General features: G+C 37.8%; 14 protein-coding genes. 5 read left to right on the top strand and 9 right to left on the bottom strand.

From position 1 onward, the window contains the following. Positions 1 to 183 precede the first annotated feature (183 nt). The 6 genes from ACFO3O_RS16655 to ACFO3O_RS16630 form a co-directional block, all read right to left on the bottom strand. Positions 184 to 423 (bottom strand): DUF1059 domain-containing protein, encoded by a 240-nt coding sequence (locus tag ACFO3O_RS16655; protein ID WP_379980880.1) that lies wholly within the window; start codon positions 421 to 423, stop codon positions 184 to 186. A gap of 55 nt (positions 424 to 478) precedes the next feature. Continuing rightward, positions 479 to 1783 (bottom strand): threonine synthase, encoded by a 1305-nt coding sequence (thrC, locus tag ACFO3O_RS16650; protein WP_379980878.1) that lies wholly within the window; start codon positions 1781 to 1783, stop codon positions 479 to 481. 347 nt (positions 1784 to 2130) lie between these two features. Continuing rightward, positions 2131 to 3087 carry a homoserine kinase gene (locus ACFO3O_RS16645; protein ID WP_379980876.1) on the bottom strand — a complete coding sequence of 319 codons (957 nt, stop codon included), beginning with the start codon at positions 3085 to 3087 and terminating at the stop codon, positions 2131 to 2133. A gap of 317 nt (positions 3088 to 3404) precedes the next feature. Further along, positions 3405 to 5846: a bifunctional aspartate kinase/homoserine dehydrogenase I gene (gene thrA / locus ACFO3O_RS16640; protein ID WP_379980874.1), complete on the bottom strand. Its 2442-nt coding sequence runs from the start codon at positions 5844 to 5846 to the stop codon at positions 3405 to 3407. Positions 5847 to 6220: 374 nt separating this feature from the next. Beyond that, positions 6221 to 9838 carry a metallophosphoesterase gene (locus tag ACFO3O_RS16635; protein ID WP_379980872.1) on the bottom strand — a complete coding sequence of 1206 codons (3618 nt, stop codon included), beginning with the start codon at positions 9836 to 9838 and terminating at the stop codon, positions 6221 to 6223. Positions 9839 to 10329: 491 nt separating this feature from the next. After that, a complete protein-coding gene (locus ACFO3O_RS16630) occupies positions 10330 to 10707 on the bottom strand; it encodes a hypothetical protein (RefSeq protein ID WP_379980870.1) in 378 nt (125 codons plus the stop codon). A 258-nt stretch (positions 10708 to 10965) separates the two neighbouring features. Between ACFO3O_RS16630 and ACFO3O_RS16625 the strand changes: the two genes are divergently transcribed. Continuing rightward, positions 10966 to 11088: a hypothetical protein gene (locus ACFO3O_RS16625; RefSeq protein ID WP_379980868.1), complete on the top strand. Its 123-nt coding sequence runs from the start codon at positions 10966 to 10968 to the stop codon at positions 11086 to 11088. Between the two features lie 44 nt (positions 11089 to 11132). Here ACFO3O_RS16625 and ACFO3O_RS16620 read toward each other — a convergent pair whose 3' ends face one another. Then, a complete protein-coding gene (locus ACFO3O_RS16620) occupies positions 11133 to 11885 on the bottom strand; it encodes a tyrosinase family protein (RefSeq protein WP_379980866.1) in 753 nt (250 codons plus the stop codon). Between the two features lie 417 nt (positions 11886 to 12302). Here ACFO3O_RS16620 and ACFO3O_RS16615 point away from each other — a divergent pair, with 417 nt between their 5' ends. From ACFO3O_RS16615 to ACFO3O_RS16605, 3 genes are read left to right on the top strand one after another with little or no spacing between them, the layout of a single operon-like run. Then, complete coding sequence (locus tag ACFO3O_RS16615; RefSeq protein WP_379980864.1) at positions 12303 to 12995, top strand: hypothetical protein; 693 nt, start codon at positions 12303 to 12305, stop codon at positions 12993 to 12995. 11 nt (positions 12996 to 13006) lie between these two features. Further along, positions 13007 to 14113, top strand: a complete 1107-nt coding sequence (locus ACFO3O_RS16610) for an AraC family transcriptional regulator (protein WP_379980862.1) — start codon at positions 13007 to 13009, stop codon at positions 14111 to 14113. Between the two features lies 1 nt (position 14114). Then, positions 14115 to 14951: a DUF2911 domain-containing protein gene (locus tag ACFO3O_RS16605; RefSeq protein ID WP_379980860.1), complete on the top strand. Its 837-nt coding sequence runs from the start codon at positions 14115 to 14117 to the stop codon at positions 14949 to 14951. 179 nt (positions 14952 to 15130) lie between these two features. Here ACFO3O_RS16605 and ACFO3O_RS16600 read toward each other — a convergent pair whose 3' ends face one another. Together ACFO3O_RS16600 and ACFO3O_RS16595 are read right to left on the bottom strand one after the other, a co-directional pair. Then, positions 15131 to 15331, bottom strand: a complete 201-nt coding sequence (locus ACFO3O_RS16600) for a hypothetical protein (RefSeq protein ID WP_379980858.1) — start codon at positions 15329 to 15331, stop codon at positions 15131 to 15133. Between the two features lie 5 nt (positions 15332 to 15336). Continuing rightward, positions 15337 to 16065: a hypothetical protein gene (locus tag ACFO3O_RS16595; protein ID WP_379980856.1), complete on the bottom strand. Its 729-nt coding sequence runs from the start codon at positions 16063 to 16065 to the stop codon at positions 15337 to 15339. Positions 16066 to 16343: 278 nt separating this feature from the next. Between ACFO3O_RS16595 and ACFO3O_RS16590 the strand changes: the two genes are divergently transcribed. After that, positions 16344 to 17534, top strand: a complete 1191-nt coding sequence (locus tag ACFO3O_RS16590; protein ID WP_379980854.1) for a T9SS type A sorting domain-containing protein — start codon at positions 16344 to 16346, stop codon at positions 17532 to 17534. Position 17535 lies beyond the last annotated feature (1 nt).

Here is a 17535-nt window from a genome sequence, read left to right as displayed (position 1 = left end):
ATATAGGATAACTATAAAATAAAGAGGTTGCTTTAAAGTAGCCTCTTTTTTTATACGCTTTCGCGAACCAGCCTGCCGGGAGGTAGGAGCGTATATAACATAGTTTTAAAATGGCTAAAATACGTGTGTTTTTATAGAGTAACTATTATATAAGCACAGGTATTCAATACGTGTTTTTTTGTATTAACCTTCTTCAGGCAAGGTTTCAAAGAGTTTGCGCTTACTTTCAAACCAAGCCTGCATCGCCTCTGGAGAACTCATAAGTGCTTTCATATTATCCATGGCCTCTAGATGTGCTTTGTCTTTTGCTGCTAGCATCTCCGCCCCGTGTTGTTTACTCATTCCCACAATTTCTTCAAAAGTATGTGCTTGAAATGTGGTCTCGCAAGCACCCCCCAATTGTTTGCAAGTCATAGTTTTCATAAATGGTTGTTTTTAAATCTTATTCAGATTGGTGTCAAATATAGAACAAATGTTACTATTCTTTTAGGGTAAAATACCCCTTTAATTGGTTATAGGCAGTAATTTTTAGGGTATTTTTCTTTTCACCCATAAGCTCTTTTACCTGTTCGGGAAGTGTTTTGTAATCTCCCACAATAGGGGTTATAGCTGGCAAAAACTTTACAGGATGTGCTGTTTCTAAGAATATACCATAGGCTTCGGGATGTTCTTTTAAATACGCTTTTAACCCTAGGTATCCCACGGCTCCGTGAGGATCTAAGATATAGTTATGCTTTTCATGCACTTCTCGTACGGTAGCACGAGTCGCTAGATCGCAGTAGGAATAGGAGGTAAGCTTTCGCGAAAGCGTACCCAGATCATTTTCAAATAATTGAAGCACCCGTACAAAATTACTCGGATCACTCACATCCATCGCATTACTAATGGTTGGGACTGTTTTTGTAGGCGCATAGATCCCAGATTGCATAAACCGCGGAATGGTTGTATTGCTGTTGACTGCCGCTACAAATTGCTGCACTGGCATTCCCATACGATGTGCCATCATCCCAGCACAGATATTTCCAAAATTGCCACTTGGGACAGAAAATACTAAGGGTTTTTGGTGTTTTTTTAAGGCCTTATAGGCAAATAAGTAGTATAGCAATTGGGGTAACCATCGCGCTACATTGATACTATTGGCAGAGGTGAGTTGGTGTACATCTGTAATTTCGGTATCTAGAAACGCCCGCTTAACCATCGCCTGACAGTCATCAAAGGTACCATCTACTTCAAAGGCGGTAATATTTTCTCCAAGGGTGGTTAACTGCTTTTCTTGAATATCACTCACTTTTCCGGATGGGTAGAGGATGACTACTTTGATCCCTGGCACCTTGTAAAACCCACGTGCCACGGCGCCTCCTGTATCTCCACTGGTGGCAACAAGCACCGTCACTTCTTCCGTTTGGTTGCGTTGTTTTAAAAAATGACCCAAACAACGCGCCATAAAACGAGCTCCCACATCTTTAAATGCTAGGGTAGGCCCGTGGAAAAGCTCTAAGGTAGCCACTTGATCTTCAATTTCAATAATGGGGAAATCAAAGGATAATACATCGGTAACAATCTCTTTAAGAGACGCATCATCAATAGTATCTCCCACAAAAGGCTTCATGGCAATACAGGCAATTTCTTCCTTAGATAACTCTTCGATGTTTTCCCAAAAAGAGGCAGGTAACTGCGGAATTTCTTCAGGAAAATACAATCCCTTATCTGGAGCAATCCCTCTGATGACTGCTTCGTCAAAAGAAACCATTGGTGCTTTTTTGTTTAGGCTGTAGTAGTTCATAATTATGCCCGTGTGGGCGGTTTTTTTTATTCTTCTCTAATCGGTCATTTCGATACTATTTTAATAGTTCGCTGCCGCTACCTACTAAAATCACTCAATGTCCTTTGTTTTATTTTTTTCATGTCATCTCCGCGAACCTGCCTGTCGGCAGACAGGGGCGGAGATCTCATTCTTAATAACTAAATCATTATCAAAGCTCTATCTCAAGAGGCTAAAGACTAAAAGCCAATAGCTACTTTTTACACCTCCCTCAATCCCTCCTTTCTAGGAGGGAAGCTATTTCCCTCATCCTAATCTTTTCGCAAAGGGAGAAGGAATTTTTTGGTTTTTCAGTTCCTCTCCAGAGGTTAAGGGACCTGTCTACACCCCTCATTGGCTATTCGGCTGGAATAGGTATCTACGTCTAGGTTTTGTTGTTTGTAATAGGCTTTACTTGCAGCGAGGTAGTTGTCGATATCCGCTTTCGCGAAAGCGAATGCAAACATACTAGGACCACTTCCTGAAATACCAAATGCCATACACCCATACTCTTTTGATACTGTTTTGATTTTGTCAAAATGCGGAATCAATTGCTTTCGGTGTGGCTCTACCAATACATCCTGAATACTCTCCACAAATAATTGTTTATCCCATTCATACAGACTTGCTACAAATCCAGCGAGTCGTTGTGCTTGGGTAATCGCATCTTTGAGTGGTACATTTTTGGGCAGAATAGCTCTGGCATCTTTGGTAGCAATCTTGATATGGGGATGTAAAATCCCGACGTATACGGTCTCCATGGGCGGAAGTGCAATAATGCGTAAGGGAGCGTAACCTGTGATTAGGGTCGTGCCTCCATAAATGCACGGTGCCACATTATCTGCATGCTCGTTTCCACTCGCAAGCGCTTCGCCTTTCATGGCGTAGGTTGTTAATTCTAGATTTGAAATGGGTGTGTCCAATAACTGATTGATTCCATAGACCGCACCCGCCGCACTGGCAGCACTACTCCCAATACCACTACCACAACGTATGTTTTTGTGGATTTCCATAGTGATTCCAAAATCAGCTTGAATTCCTTCTAGCATGGCCATAGCCGCAACACCAGCGACATTGTTGTGAGCTTCCATGGGGAGTTTTTCTCCAGTGATCAGCTCAATGGTAACCCCAGGCGTAGTCACCTTTCGGATGACCATCTCATCCCCAATACCTTCTAGTGCAAATCCTAAGGTATCAAATCCACAGTTGACATTGGCTACCGTGGCAGGGCAAAATACTTTTACTTCCTCTCCACGAAGGCGGAGCTCTTTATTCGTTTTTTCCATATGTATGTCCGCGTAAGCGGCTTTCATTTCATCTCCGCGAACCTGCCTGTCGGCAGACAGGGGCGGAGATCTCATCATATTTAACTCAATCAACCTCAAAACCCTAACTCAAGAAGCTAAAGACTAAAAGCCAATAGCTACTTTTTACACCTCCCTCAATCCCTTACTTCGACAAGCTCAGTACAGCGCCTTATTAGGAGGGAAGTTAGTTCACATTCCCACGAAGGTGGGAATCTCATTCTTAGTAACTCAATCATTCTCAAATACCGTAGCATCCTATTTTAGAGTAGTAAGCTATTTCATTCCCCCTTCGGAGGTTAGGGAGCTTGTCTTAATCTAATAATATCCGAAAACAAGCCGCTCGCAGTGACATCACCTCCCGCGCCAGCACCTTTGATAATTAACGGTTGATCAGGATAGCGTTCTGTGTAGAAAAGTACAATATTATCTTTTCCTTCTAAATGATAAAACGGACTTTCTGCCGTTACCGATTGCAAGCCAACACTCGCTTGATTGTGTTCTAATTGTGCAACGTATTTTAAACGACGTCCTTGCGCGCTTGCTTCACTAACCAAGGCTTCAAAATGACTTGCATCTTCTTTCAGCGTTTCAAAAAAGTGTGGGACATCGGTACTTTCTAGGTTTTTCTTGGTTAAGAAAGGCGTATTGACAACATCCTTCAGTTCTAGTTCTAAACCTGCTTCACGTGCAAGAATTAGTATTTTTCGGGCGACATCAACACCACTTAAATCAATCCGCGGATCGGGTTCTGTGTAGCCTTCTGTTTTGGCTTGTTGTACCACATCATGAAAACTATCTCCAGATGCAAAATTGTTAAATACAAAGTTAAGACTTCCCGAAAGTACGGCTTGTATTTTGGTAATACGATCGCCAGATGCCATTAGATTTTTGAGCGTGTCAATAATGGGAAGTCCCGCCCCTACATTGGTTTCAAATAGAAACGGAGCATTGTATTTTTTACTTAAACGCTTCAGCAGGCTGTAATTTTGCATGGCACTGGCACAGGCGATTTTATTGCAGGCCACCACGGCAATGCTATTGCGTAAATAGTGAGGATAGGTCATGGCAACGTCTTCATTGGCCGTAATATCGACAAAAACGGAGTTGCGTATGTTGAGGTTTTGTACGCTTTCGCGAAAGCGTACCATGTCTGCTTTTTCTCCTTTATCGAGTGCTGATGACCACGTAGCTAGATCAATTCCTTCTTCTTCAAAAAGCATGGTTCTACTATTAGACATTCCAATGACACGAAGGTTGAGTTTTAGATTTTCTAAGAGATATGCTTGTTGTTGTTTTATTTGTGCTAGCAGACGGCCACCGACATTTCCTACCCCCATGATAAATAGGTTAATTTGCTGACTTTGGTCTTCAAAGAAGCGTTCATGCAAACTATTGAGGGCTTTTGCCACATCTTTTGACGCAATCACTGCCGAAATATTCTTTTCACTAGCGCCTTGTGCAATGGCTCTGATATTGACATTGTTTTTTCCTAACGTACTGAACATTTTTCCAGAAATCCCCTGATGACTTTTCATCCGTTCGCCTACCAACGCGATAATAGCCAACTCTTTTTCGATGATAACGGGATCTATTTGGTGTTTAGAAATTTCATAAGCAAAGGTGCTTTCTATCGCTTCTTTTGCTTGTTGTGCGTCTTCTTTGGCAATTCCCAGACAAATGCTGTGCTCACTGGAGGCTTGGGTGATTAAGATCACATTAATAGCCTGTACAGATAAGGTTTCAAAAAGGCGTTTGGAAGTCCCAGAAATCCCAATCATTCCTGTTCCTTCAAGGGTCAGTAATGCAATATCATTTATATGACTGATTCCTTTAATAGGATTATTTCTTCCGTTTACTTGATTCGAAATACAGGTGCCTTCTGCTTCAGGGTCAAAGGTATTTTTAATATATAAAGGGATGTTTTTTTGCATCACAGGCGCAATAGTAGGTGGGTAGAGTACTTTAGCACCAAAATGCGATAATTCCATCGCCTCGTGATAGGAAATCTGTGCAATAGGCTGCGCCTGTTTCACGAGTGTTGGATTGGCACTGTACATCCCGCTTACATCCGTCCATATTTCTAGAGCGTCTGCATGAAGTGCTGCGGCCAAAATAGCCGCTGTAAAATCAGAGCCTCCACGTCCTAATGTAGTGGTTTCTCCTGTTTCTGATCGTGCGATAAAGCCTGGCAGAATGGTAATGGCTGCTTTACTATCTTTAAAATAGGCTTGAATAGCCTGGTGCGTTTGCTTTGTATACACCGTAGCCTTGGTGTGTGTAGCATCAGTGATAATTAATTGACGGCTGTCTTTGTGTTGTGCAAGGATATCACGCGCTGCAAATGCAGATGTAATCATCACCGAAGAGGTACGCTCTCCAAAAGAAGTCAGTTTATCAATGGTTTTGGGAGACAACTCATTAATCAAGAAAATTCCTTGTAATAAGGCTTCTAAGTCGCTCATTAAGCGTTGCACCTGTGTAAGGGTTTCTTCGCTTTTTGTCAATACTTTTGTGTAGGTGAGGTGTGTGTCTTTAATCTCTTCAAAAACAGCTCTATAGGTATCGTCTTTTTTTGCTGCAAGCTGTCCAGCAAGGAGTAGCTTATTTGTGATACCACCTATGGCAGATACCACTACTGCTACATTTTCTTTTTGTGCACGTTGCGTAACAACGGCGATGACTTTTTGTATGTTTTCTGGACTTCCTACAGAAGTCCCTCCAAATTTGAGTATTCTCATAATGCTTCCCACAAAAGGGTGATTTTAATATCAAAATGGTTTGATATTATAAGGTATTAATACTGATGTGAACGTGATACCGATGTACGGGTATAGAAATGGATGATATGAATAGTTTATAACCCCAATGGGGTCGTCGTGCCAATAGTAGAAATGGTGCGGGTGTATACAGATATGTTATATGTTGTATTCATAATGCAAATTAAAAGTACTCTTTTTAGATAACTAGGCAAGTAAAGCGGTTCATTTTTATGGAATTAAAAATAAACGGCTGTTATTTTATGAGAAATTTAAGTGAATAGAGGTTTTGTTGCGTTTTTTAAAAAAGCGATTGTACCCCCTCAATGTATCAACGACGTTTGTTTTGAGCTGCGCTACATCCCAATAAAGAACCCAAAACCAAGTCTTCCGCCTTCGGGACCATTAAAATAACTTAGTTTAGCTTTGAAAACAGCGGCCGTTGTTACTTGTATGCCTCCTCCATAACTGTAATGAAAGGTGTTATTTTGTTCTTGAGTGATCCATACGCGACCTGTATCAAATCCTACATGTCCTTGTAATCGAATAGGGAACAAAGGGGTTTTGATAGGTTTGAATTTATAGGCTATATCCAATAAACCTGTAAGTGCTTGCTGTCCTCTAAAACGCCCTTGTCTGTATGAACGTAAGCCACTATCGGCACCTATGGTTGCTAATTTGTAAAAAGGGATTTCGTCTCCAAACCTTAGCTGTCCTGTCACTTTTGTCTTAAACACTAACTTTCTCGATCTATCAATGGCATTCCAAAAGGTAATTGCAGGATCTAAAATACCGATGATGTTTGTTCTTGTGAGTTCATCAGAGAATGCGGTATGAAGTTTAAAATTCATACCTCTCGTTACAAATCGTTCGTCGTCTACGCTTTTGTACTCATATTTTCCTGCTATTGTTAGATACGACGCATCACTTAATAATGGGACATTTGTACTTGCGTTAGCCAAATCTATATTTTCATAAAGAATGTCGACTTCGGCAGCGGTACCGTATTCACCTTGATAGTAGGTACCTATTCCTGCGGTTAGGTATTGTAATCCAACTCTATTTGCATCAAACGTAGAAGCTATGTTTGTAGATTTATTTCCTAGGTCAAAAAAGTTTTGTGTATAATTTGCTGTTGTCGCTCGTCCAAAGGCTTTAAAATTCCAATCCTGAAAAAGATGCGAACGATGCCATGATAGGTTGACATCTGCGGCTTGCGTTAAGGAAAAATACCGAGCGTCAAGTTCAATTTTGGAGGTAAACGGATTTCGTTCAAATCCCATTTTCATAGAACTGTATTGGATTCTTGGAGTGATTCCGTCGTCAGGGTTATACGTGGTTTCTAGACCAAAAGCCGCTTTTGAGTCAGGTTTGTGTTCGCTATTATAAATATGATTTTCATAAATATCATCTATATGAAAGTTGGCTTTTCCTTTTTTTATGATGGTATTTTTGTACGATTTTTGATCAAATACAGCTATGTTTTTCCCCCCTTCAATGGTATAGGTGTCATTTTCAAGTCCGCCTGAAATCACAATGTTTATAGGACTCACATTTATTCCTTTTACGTCAAATATATCTTGATCGTCTAGACCATATATCCAAAGGTGTTTGGTTTCCGTTGCATAAAACGTTCGGTCAAAAAGCAGTGTTTCTTTGACCCCATCTTTCATGCGATAGGCTATTACGTGAACATCACCTTCGACGGTATTTTCTATGCTAAAATAATCTTCTTTGTCGGTTCCTTTTAGGGATTGAAAAGTAGCAAAATCATCATAAAAGCGTGATACGATATCTGGCAGGTTACGCTTTCGCGAAAGCAAATCTTCCTGTATTCCCATCCATACGCTATCCTGTATTTCGATAGGCGCCTGACGGAATGCGTGTGCAACAATTTCTGGGGTAATGTGTTGTTGAATGTAAGCTACTTCTTCCAACCAAACCGATTTATCAGATCGTTGAACAAGGGCTCTATCTAGGTTGATAGCGCTTTGACTAAACTGTTTTATATGTGGTATGTCAGGGCCATATTTACCAAACTGTCTTGCGCCGCTCATGACTTTTTGTGTGGTTTCTAGGATCTTTCCGTCAAAATTTGCAAATACTTGATCCCGATCTCGTGGTACTGCTATATACTTGGTGATCCCTTTTTCTTCATCTACTTTATCTTGTGCCCATCGCCATTGGTCTTCATGACGATCCCAATCCCCTATGAGCATATCAAAAATACGAGCACGGATATAACTGCGTTCGTCAAGCTGTAGTTTTTCATTTTCACGGAGTTCTTTAAAAAGGTCTGATGTGCTTTCTACTTCTTTACTGTAGTTAAACATATGCGATTTGTCGAAATCTTCATCAGGTTTTTCAACAATCATATACAGCCTATTTCCGTGGGTACTATTGAAGTTTCCTAAAGCCTTTTGTTTGGGGACATAATACAATTTAGGATGTGTGTGGTTTAGCTCTATTGCTTCGGCAAGTAAGGGAATAGCAAAAGCGCCATAGGGATGTGCGGCGGTATAAAAATCTTCAATAACAGTAGCAGGCACTGTTCCTTCAAAATAGTCATCGGCGTCAAGGTCATTGTATCCAGATGATTTTAAGAATGCGATAGGATCTTTGGCAATAGCCCGCATATTATATTCTCGGTCATCTTTAGAGACGAGGCGTAGTCCCATTGTTTGGTTTCCACCTCCTGCACGTTCTACGGTAAGACCTCCATAAAGGGTATCAAGAATAGCGACGGGCGCTTCGACTTCAATACCGTAGGTATATCGGTAATGGGCGCCCCAAGATGTTACGTATTTTTTACTTTTTACCACACTTTCTGGTGGGTACACTGAAGCTTTCATCGTTTTAGGAAATGTAGTGGGGAGGCTATCAATATTATAGGCTTTGGGTTTGCTGAACGCCTGTGTATTGTAAAGTTCTTTAAAGGTACCGTTTGAGAGTTCAAAAAAGTGAACGGAGGATGATCCGTCTTTGTAGCGTCGTATTTCAGAAAAACCTGCTTTTGAGGAAGAGAATTGTCCTCTTTTGCTAAGTCTCCCCGGTTTTACACTACTAGCAGTTCCAGCGATGACCTGTTTTATGTTATCGTGGTCTATGTATTGCATCACGCGTTCATGACCAGAAAGTATGATGGCGCGAGGTGCTTCTAGTAAGGCTAATTCTATCGCACTCATTAATTCATTCATGAGCGGGTTGTACCTATCTTGCTTAGATAGCCCTCCTTGGGAGCGTAAAAATGCCCATGCGATACCAGCTCCGGGTATGAAAGCATTTTCTGCAGTGGGTCTATATACCACCTCTGCGGGAATTTCCCCTCCATAGACGCCATTAGTATACAGCGGGTGATGCATCGCAATAATTATGGTTTTATGTCTTGCTTTACGCAGTCCATCAGCCAAAATAGCTTTAAATTGTGTTCGAGTTTTGATCTCACATTTATCATTGAAACCTTTAAATTTATTCCAGTCTTCAACATACCATTGTGAGTTGATCAATACAAGTTCTGTAGTAGCATCAACATCAATAAATTCTAATGGGCATCCGTTTTTGGGTAAAAAGTGATCTTCTTCTTTGTAGAAAGATTCTATAGACTCTTCAATACTTTCAAGACCTTCTATGCCTTCTTCATTCCAATCAAGTTCCCCTGGAATGAATAAGGTCGTTCCTTTAAAATCTGTAGAAACTTGAAGTTGCTGTTGGAGTTGTCTTTTATTACGTGTGTTAGTAAGATCATTGTCATGAACATTATCCCCTACAAAAATCAAAAAATCATCTTCTTTGCTTCTAGCGGACACATAATCTTTTAAGCTGTAAAGAAGTTCTTCATTACTACCTTTGGCATATGCACCTGCGTTTGCTAGCGCATATATACTGCTATACTCGTCAAGGTTTTTGTTTGTAACGGGTGTTTTATCTTCAGTGTTACGGTATAAATCGCTATGAAGTCCGCAGGACTGGAACATAAGAAATACGATACCTATATAGCGTATTATGAAAACTGATAAATAATATTTTTTTTTAGACACCTAGTTATTGAATTTCATCAAAAATAGGATATTTCTTTTTTTAAGATGCTATATTAAAATGGAATATCGTTTTATAATATTCATGTAAGCGTGTATTATTTTACGAGAGTGTACATCTCTTTCCATGTACGCTACTACGACGCTGCTTGATCAAGCTTTCGCGAAAGCAAACCAAGAAGACCACTATTTAATTTAAATGTTTATCAACTAATTAAATAAGCTATCACTAGCTTTCAAATAGCATAGTTTCTATATTTCAGAATTTAGGAATTTAGGAATTTATCTGAAAGGGCCTTTTTAAAAGAAACTCGTTATTTGAGAATGGTTTGTACTTATCTGAGAGATATGAATGAAAGAACTCAAACCAAAAAATCACCTTTCATAGATTTAGTAGAAAGATGATTTTTAACTATTATTTATAGCGCTATTTATATTCTGATATATTCTTTATTAAGGTTAGCCTCTGCGATCATTTCTTTGGTAAAACGCAGATGTCCTTTGGTGGTTAAGATTTTAAAACGATGGTCTTTCATTTTTGTTAGTGTGTCAAGTAATAACCATTTAGATTTTAATAAAGTTGGTTTTGCTGACTTTAAACTAATTTCAAAAAAGTATTTAATACCTCGCTTTTCGGCGACAATATCAGGGGTGAGTGTATTGCCTGTTTTTTGGCGTGTGTAGGAGATGGGAGTTTCATAGCCTTCGACGTCTGCTTTAATGTTTTCGAATCCTTTGTTCTCTAGGTATTCAATGGCTTCTGTTAAAAATGTGTTGTTAGTTTCTGTTTGCTTATCTAATTGTATCATAACTCATAATATACGTTTTTAAAACAAAAATTGTCATAAGAAAGGGTTAAAATTAAAATATGAAGGTAATCAAGGTTATGAATTATAAGGTATTTTACCTCTTCCTGATCAGCATATACGTTTAAACATCAACACTGGAGGTACCCATGGTGTACTGTCTAATTGCTTTGGTTGATATGTATCGTGCAGGTTTGTTTTGGAATAAAATTAGGAAGGACCTCTTTTAAAAAGAATTGATATTATTCTACTTTTACCCCTATGTATGAATTGGATCTCAATGTATATAATATAGTCATTATCGCATCTGCTTATGGGGCTCCTTATGCCCATTTACAAGCCGATCAAATCATGGAGCGGTATATTTTACCTGCTATCTTATGAAGGGGAAGTGGGAAATACATTCAGAGACTGAAACAGTCATACACTTATCTAAGGTATGTGTACCCAAGTATTTTGGTGTTCAAGACATCTTTCCCATAGAGCGGTTTTCCTTCATCATTTCTAAAAGGAGTTAGTTCTTCTTGTAAAACAGTGTCTGGAATGGTTGTATTCATTTCTTTATTTTGCTGAAACTTCCACCAGTATCGATCTAAATTACAATGAATAAACCAAAATAAAGGATCTAGGGTAGCAATGGGTACATCGGTCATGGTACCGCCTATCCAAACATGGGCAGTTGCATCCATCACCCAAATACGTTTATTGAAACTCGTATAGTTTTTCGCGTCAAGCGCAAGGATACGCCTGCGTCTTGCCTCTACCAGCAGTGTGGTGTCTGAATTGTCATTCGTTCTTGAAGTGCAAAATCGTTGTTTTGTCGAACGATATAGTGGGTTGGCTTTTTCCTTTCCCCCTTCCTTAACCACATAGGTAGGATCAGAAAATAGTGCTGGCATACCGTTTTTGATAGCTTCTTCACTCGTATAGTCCCAATAGGGTAGAAATAAATCAGGATTTTTAGAACGTAAAAAATCTTCAAAACTCAGGAAAAAAGCGCGATTCCAAGTGAGGAAGTTTAAGTCTGTGGCCGTGGCATGTCCATTGTTTTCTAATATATCAGAAAATAAAAGATAGTCGGCAAGGGCATTTTCAAAAATGATATCAAAGGCACTACGAATGGCAAGGATTTCTTGGTCTGTGAGTGCGTACACACTTTTCCGAATTCTTAGATAGCTCATAACAATCGTATTTGTAAAGCAATATAAATAAGAATAATATGTCTTATATAGGTACAAATACGCATTTTCAACCAGAACGTGATGAAAGGTTTTTCCGCTTTCGCGAAATAAGTTAAAGGAGTGTTTTAAAAATTTGAAGTAAGGTTTAAATATCCAGTAAATGGCAGTAGATAATTATTTCATAATGACTATCTGTTTCCCAATTTTATGAGTGAAATGCTGTTTTGTAAAATCTGAAAGGCGCAAATAAAAATGGGTAGTTGAATTCATTTCTATTTTTCAATAGGATCTATAATTTGACGCGCTTTTTTATGTTTTCTGGTACATATACCGTATGTGTACGCTTATTAGAAACAAACTCTTTGTTATATCTAAAAGGACATATTCTTTTGTAGTCTAAACTTAAATTTATTTTCTATGAAGATTTCATTCGTACTGTTCTTATTTTTTGGCTTTACCCTTTTTCAAGTACAAGGGCAAGAAAACGTAAAGACATATACCTTTAAAGAAGGGGAGGTGTTGGATATCGTTCTGATACATAAAAGCGAAAATGCAGACACATTATTTAACAGGTATAAAAAAACAGTGTTTCCTGTAGGTTTTGAATATAGTTATCAACCACAGTCTGGATTTACAGTTTCCAAGTTGACACTAGGAACCAACAAACCCGACGGCGTTTTATTTGGAAAATGGGAAAGTAAAAAAAAACGGGAAGGTTTTTTAACCACGATCACAAAAAGAGTACCTGATTTCCATCAGCAACGCCGAGCATTATTTCCTTATTTTGGTTTGACATATTATGAAATTAAAAAAGATGTAGCATTTTCTGTGGATGCCTCAAAATATAATGTGATGACTGCCTTATGGCAAAAATCACAACAAAGCGAACCAAATTTCTTTGAACAATGGAAAGCGGAAGTACTAGCACTTGGAGGAGAGGTAATTATCACTCTTGAAAATGGGACTTCACCAACAGGCTATTATTATAACCCAGATATTTTATGTATGGTAGCATGGAAAGACGAAAAGGCTTTTAATACTTTTGCCCAGAAACACCCTTTGAGTACATATAATACGTTAAAAAATGTACATCAATTTGCGATTCAGTAAATGGCTCCCGTATGCAGACACTATTAAATCAACTTGTTTATTTTGGCTTCTTTCAAAGCCTACTATTACTATTTATCTATTTTTTTTCAGGTAAAAAGAGAAAACACATTAATGGATATATCGTATTTTTTATAGGTGTTGTCTCCATAGGCTTGGTTGGTAAAGTATTGCATAGTGCAGGTGTATGGGATCGCGATTTTAGACTAATCTCACTATCAGAACTTTCGGCGTTGCTTTTTGGTCCTACGATCTTTTTATTTACACGATCCATATTGAAACGAAAAGAATTCTCCAAACAAGATCTCATACATTATATTCCGGCATTAGCATATTCTATTTTTGTAACTGTATATTTTGTCATACCATCAGATTTGGTGATACGAGAGCGTATAGGAACAGGAGAATTAATGAGAGTTATCTATACATGTCATGCGGTAGGCTTAGTCGTAAACATTACCTATTGGGTAAAGGCATGGCGACTACTAAAAGCCTTTTCTTTAGAGATGTTAAATGAAGTATCATATAAATTACACACGCGTTTTCTTAGTAATTTTTTAATCATTACAGGGATCTGTTTGCTTGTGTGGACTTCACTATTATTGATTAGTTTTTTTGGTTTTGAAATGCTTGAACGCAATGCACGCCCATATATTTGGATCTTACTGACTATGGTTATTTTATTTATAACCTATTATAGGATGGTGTATCCGCATGTATTACAGATTGCACCTGATCAAGAAATTAAGAAGTATACACAATCCAAATTAAGCGTAGAAGATTTAGATAGGCTGAAAATAGAACTTGAAACCTTAATGATTGAGAAGAAACCTTATTTGAATAGTAAACTTCTTAAAGCAGAACTCGCAGAAATGCTAGGCGTCAGTAATCCTGAATTGGCGCGATTACTCAATGAAAATGTCGGGATGAATTTTTTTGAATACATTAATTACTATCGAATTAAAGAATTTGTCGATTTAGCAAAAACAAATAAAGCACAACAATTCACCTTTTTTGGTTTGGCGCAAGAAGCAGGCTTTCATTCAAAAACAACATTTAATAAATCTTTTAAAAAACTGATGGGAACCTCTCCATCAGACTATTTTAATAAAAACCTTTAACATGAAAACATATTTTTTATCAATGGCTATTTTAGTAGTCATGACGGCTAGTGCCCAATTAAGAATTCCAGCACAGAGTCCGTCTGCAAGTATAAAACAGACGATCGGCTTAACAGATATAGAGATTGATTATTCCAGACCTAGTACAAAAGGGCGCACTATATTCGGTGAACAGGGGTTGCTCCCTTACGGAGAATTTTGGCGTGTAGGGGCCAATACAGCACTTAAAATAACATTTTCTGAGGATATAGAAGTAGATGGACAGCCATTGAAAAAAGGGAGCTATACGCTTCTGAGCATACCTGGAGCAAAAACATGGGAAATAAAATGGTATCCTTATGAAAATACAAATTGGAATTCTTATGTAGCTAAAGAACCCGTATTGAACTTAAACGTACCCGTATATAAAAGCAATTCGCATTTAGAAACGCTAGAATTCCGTTTTCAAGATCTTACGTTAGACAGTGCTACACTGCTGTTAGAATGGGAACAGATTTCGTTACAAATACCTTTAAAAGTGCAAGAAAAAGAACGCATTCTCAAAGCCATCGAAAAGACGATAATAGGACCGAGTTCTTCTGATTATTTTCAAGCGGCTGTATATCTTCACGATACAAAAACTGATTTAGATAAGGCGTTGGAGTACATTCAAAAAGTAACGCTCTCAGATAAGGCACTTTTCTTTCAAGTAACCAGAGAGGCGTTGATTTTAAAAGAGTTAAATCAGAATAAAGAAGCCTTTGTTGTAGCAAACCGTGCATTACTTCTTTCTAAGGAAGCGGGAAATAAGGATTTTATACGATTAAATCAAAAATTGATTAAGGAATTGAGTCTTTAATTGTTTTCACGAAAGTATGTCGTTTGATTTATATTTTTATATGTTATAAAATCACAGGTAAAAACATAAATCAAACGACTCTTTTTTACTCCTATTCAATGATGATGGTTTTTGTTTTAAGACAGTAATAAAAAACGTTGCTAATAATTTAGTTTATTCTATAATTTCATAATCAATACTTAGTTTCGCAAAGCTCTTAAAGCAAAACCAGCGTTTTTATCTTCCATCTTAACCGCTACAACATCTGCTTCTAAGAGTATAGTTGTAAGTTCATTTGAAAAGGATTCATTCATGTTATTTGAAATCTCCGCAATACATTTTGATATCGCTCTTCTATCTAGTCTCAGAGCATCACAAGACAATAAGTTTAATTTCATCATACCTTTTATTTGATGTTCTTTTCAGAAGTCAGTTGCGTTTTTACTTTTGGGTTATTCAGTATCATTTTTTTAAAATCTTCAAAATTTTCGTAGTTATTTGGTGAGTCTTTGATTTGTTGGTAAAAAAACGATTTGTCTAATTGGGGATAAATGATAATCGTTTCTCCAAATCGTAAATCAAAAAGCTTCATATTAAGAAGTAACGTAGAAAACCCATCAGGACTTGCAGAAAAGACCCAGTCAAAGGTATTTTCCCTTGTTTTAAATGTTCCTTGGGCTGTTAAATAGGGGTGATTTCGAGAATCAACTAAGGTGGTTTCTTCCGCTTCTTTGTCGTTTATTAAAACAAGTAAAGTTAATTTATCTGTCACTTTTTTACAATCGGAATCTTCACATTCTCCGACTTTAATCCCTTTAATTAGTGTTTCTTGATGTTCTATAGTAAAAGGGACATAGGAAACAGCATAGTCATATACTGCTACTGGAAAGGGAGATTTGTTTAATGGATAGCTCTGAAAAACTTCTTCGTATGCAGTGTATGTTTCAATGTCTTGTTTAAAAAGTGGTAAGTCCCATTTTGTACTGTCAAGGTGTTGCGTAGCTTTATCGCTTAATTTTTTGATGTTCCATGGATGCATTTCTCTAGATTCAGAAGTTTCAACAGCGCTTTGCTCCTTTTGGCAAGAGGTTAAAAGAAATCCAAGCGTTACGAATGTGAGTAGTTTTAGTATCATTTTAAAAGGATGAAGCGTTGTTTAGATTGGGTTAAATATTCATAATAATAATAATAAGTTTACATTACATAGACCTAATTCTGCAAATTAATTACAGGTAAAAAGTATATGTGGTTTCTCGAAAGGGTAATTTCATTCCTATTTTTTTTTTTTTGATGAGTATGTAACATATACATGTATTATGACCTTTTTTGACTTCGTAATAGTGTAACATTTTGATTTTAACGATTGATTAAGAGCCAACATGACATTTTTTATTAATTTTAATAAAAAATGTCATGAAAAAAATTCTACTCATTATTTGCCTATTTTTTGTCTTACCCAACTTCGCACAAAACAATCAAATATATGGCATATCCAGAAATAATAATCCTAATGTAACATACCTAGCGACCGTCAATACATTTAACGGTCAAATTAGCGATATCTCTACTACCTCCTATGCCATTGGTGTGGCTAATTTTTCATTTACAGTAGACCCAATTCTCGGTATTTACTATTTTTCAGATATAGATTCTTTCATTGGTCTCGATATGAATACTGGAGCACTTGTTCACCAAAACCCTATCACCACAAGTCAAGAGCCTATTTTTCAAAATTTCATGTATAACGAAATCACCCAAGAAATTATTGGGATAGAACGCGGGGGTGCAGACAGCGGAGTGTATTTGTCAAAAATAGATCCAGCGACAGGAATCGTAACACCTATATCGACGAGTCCTTTTGCCGATACCAATACCATAACAGTAGCGGGGAGTGCTTTAGATTTACAAAAACAATGGTATCATATTTTTTCAGATGGTAGAATTTTATCGGTTGATATTACCACAGGAACCGTAGTTCACGACCCTGTCGTAGATACCTCTGAATTTGCATATTTTAATAATCTATTCTTTAATGCCGCCGATAGAAAGTTGTATGCGATTGGTAGAAATAGCACGCCTGCCGAATTATTTCTAACTCAAATAGACCCTATAACAGGAGACGTTATCACGATATCACCCACTTCTTTAGGCGAAAGCCTCGCTCTGGAAGGGAGTGCTTTAGATCCTATTAGTGGTATCTACTATTTTAAGCGCCCTAACCCCATTTCGATGGTTGGTGTTGATGTGATAACCGGAGAAGAAGTGAGCGAAACTCCTTTTGATTTCACACAATCCAACGGCGCATTTTTTGGGCATTACTATTTTGGGGGCGAGACTGCACAGTTATTAGCAACCGATGAATTTTTAATCGAAACGGATGTTACAATTTTTCCAAATCCGACGAGTGACATTTTACAAGTTGATGGAAATAATATCTCAAGAATACAAGTGTATGCTTTCACAGGACAAGAACTAGTCAACAGCGATTATACCAATGAAGAGCGTATTCAATTGGATGTGAGCGCCTATCCTGAGGGCGTATATTTCTTAAAAGTATTTAACAACAATCAAGCTTCCAGCACCTTGAAGTTTATTAAAAATTAGG

The sequence above is a fragment of the Dokdonia ponticola genome, from assembly GCF_042653865.1.
Taxonomy (GTDB): Bacteria; Bacteroidota; Bacteroidia; order Flavobacteriales; family Flavobacteriaceae; genus Dokdonia; species Dokdonia ponticola.
This window is presented reverse-complemented; position numbering and strand designations above follow the sequence as displayed.